The following is a 2,035-nucleotide window of genomic DNA, read 5'->3' as shown; positions in this document are numbered from 1 at the left end:
ACCGATCCCGCGGCCCAGCCGATCCAGGGCCAGGCCCTGCCCGAAGGCGCTTCGCACGAGGGCGAGCACCTGCACGCCGGCGCGGAGCACCACGGCGAGCACGAAGGCCACGATCATCACGATCATGACCACGAAGGACATGATCACCACGGACATGATCACCACGGACATGATCACCACGGACATGATCACCAAGAGCATGATCACCAAGGACATGGGCACGACGACCATCATCATGCCCAGGGTGACGAACATCACTCTCACGATCATGACGACCATGGTCATCACGGCGAGCACGATCATCGCGACCACGATTATGCGGACGAGACGACTGCGCCTGTCGCAGCAATCGGCGCCGAGCCCGTGGTCGCCACCGGGGTTGTTGCCGAGCCGCAAGAGCTTGCCTCCGAAGCACACGCCGAGGATCTCGCCGCGGCCGTGACGTCAGCCGCTGAACCGGCCGACGCCGTGTACGCCGTCGGCGAGAGCGCCGAGGCTCCCCGTCACGAAGCCGAAGCGGCCGGAGACGACGACGCCGAGGAAGACGAAGACGACGAGGAAGCCGAAGAGGAAGTCGTCGAATCCGTGGGCGGAGACGACGTGCTGGAGGAAGTGCCGGAGCGCACCTTCCGGCCGCGGCGCCAGTACAAGATCCAGGAAGTCATCAAGCGCCGCCAGGTGATGCTGGTGCAGGTCGTCAAGGAAGAGCGCGGCAACAAGGGCGCGGCGCTGACGACCTACCTGTCGCTCGCCGGCCGCTATGCCGTGTTGATGCCGAATACCGCACGCGGCGGCGGCATCAGCCGCAAGATCACCAGTGCCCAGGACCGTTCGCGCCTGAAGGAAGTGGTGCAGGATCTCGACGTGCCCGAGGGCATGGGCATCATCCTGCGCACCGCCGGCGCCGCCCGCACCAAGCCCGAGATCAAGCGCGACTTCGAATATCTGATCCGGATGTGGGAGACGGTGCGCGACCTCACGCTGAACTCGCAGGCTCCGACCCTCGTCTACGAGGAAGGCTCGCTGATCAAGCGCTCGCTGCGCGACCTCTACAACAAGGAGATCGACGAGATCTCGGTGGCAGGTGAATCCGGCTACCGTGAAGCGCGCGACTTCATGAAGATGCTGATGCCCGCCAACGTCAGCGCCGTGAAGCAGTATCGCGACGGCCAGCCGCTGTTCTCGCGCATGGGCGTTGAGAGCCAGCTGGACGCGATGTTCTCGCCGACCGTGCAACTGCGCTCCGGCGGCTACATCGTGATCAACCAGACCGAGGCGCTGGTCTCGATCGACGTCAACTCCGGACGATCGACGCGCGAGCACCATATCGAGGACACCGCGCTCAAGACCAATCTGGAGGCGGCCGAAGAGGTCGCCCGCCAGCTTCGCTTGCGCGACCTCGCCGGCCTGATCGTCATCGACTTCATCGACATGGACGAGAAGCGCAACAATCGCGCGGTCGAGCGCAAGCTGTCCGATTGCCTCAGGCAGGATCGCGCGCGCATCCAGGTCGGCCGCATCTCCCATTTCGGCCTGCTCGAGATGTCGCGCCAGCGCATCCGCGCCAGCGTGCTCGAGAGCTCGACCGATCCGTGCCCGCATTGCGGCGGCACCGGCCACGTCCGCTCGGTGTCCTCGGTGGCGCTCCAGTTGCTGCGCGGCCTCGAAGAGATCCTGATGAAGGGCGCGACCCACAATCTCGTGGTCCGCACCCGCACCGACGTGGCGCTCTATGTGCTCAACCACAAGCGCGGCCATCTGCGTGATCTCGAGAACGGCTTCAAGGTCACCCTCTCGGTGATCGCAGATCCCAGCGTCAGCGGGCCGCAGGCCTATCTCATCGACCGCGGCGAGCAGGTGCATACGCTGGAGGCCGCCAAGGCGCTGCTCGTGGCGCAGGCCGCCGCGAGCCCGCCGCCCCTGGCCGAAGAAGCTTACGACGATGAGGAGTTCGATCCGGAGACCGAATCCGAGGTCGAGACCGAGGAGACCGAAGGCCTCGCCGAGGAGCAGGCCGCCGGCGACGCGCCCGAGC

1 protein-coding gene is annotated in these 2,035 nt (G+C 65.8%); it reads left to right on the top strand.

All coding sequences use genetic code 11. The features are described 5' to 3' along the window. The coding region (locus MOV75_RS36015) for a ribonuclease E/G (protein WP_247007743.1) at positions 1-2,035 on the top strand (2,035 nt) is incomplete at both ends.

Origin of the sequence: Bradyrhizobium sp. PRIMUS42, assembly GCF_023006515.1 — a bacterium.
Lineage (GTDB): Bacteria > Pseudomonadota > Alphaproteobacteria > Rhizobiales > Xanthobacteraceae > Bradyrhizobium.
Note: the sequence above shows the minus strand (reverse complement) of the source record. Positions and strands in the feature narration are given on the sequence as shown.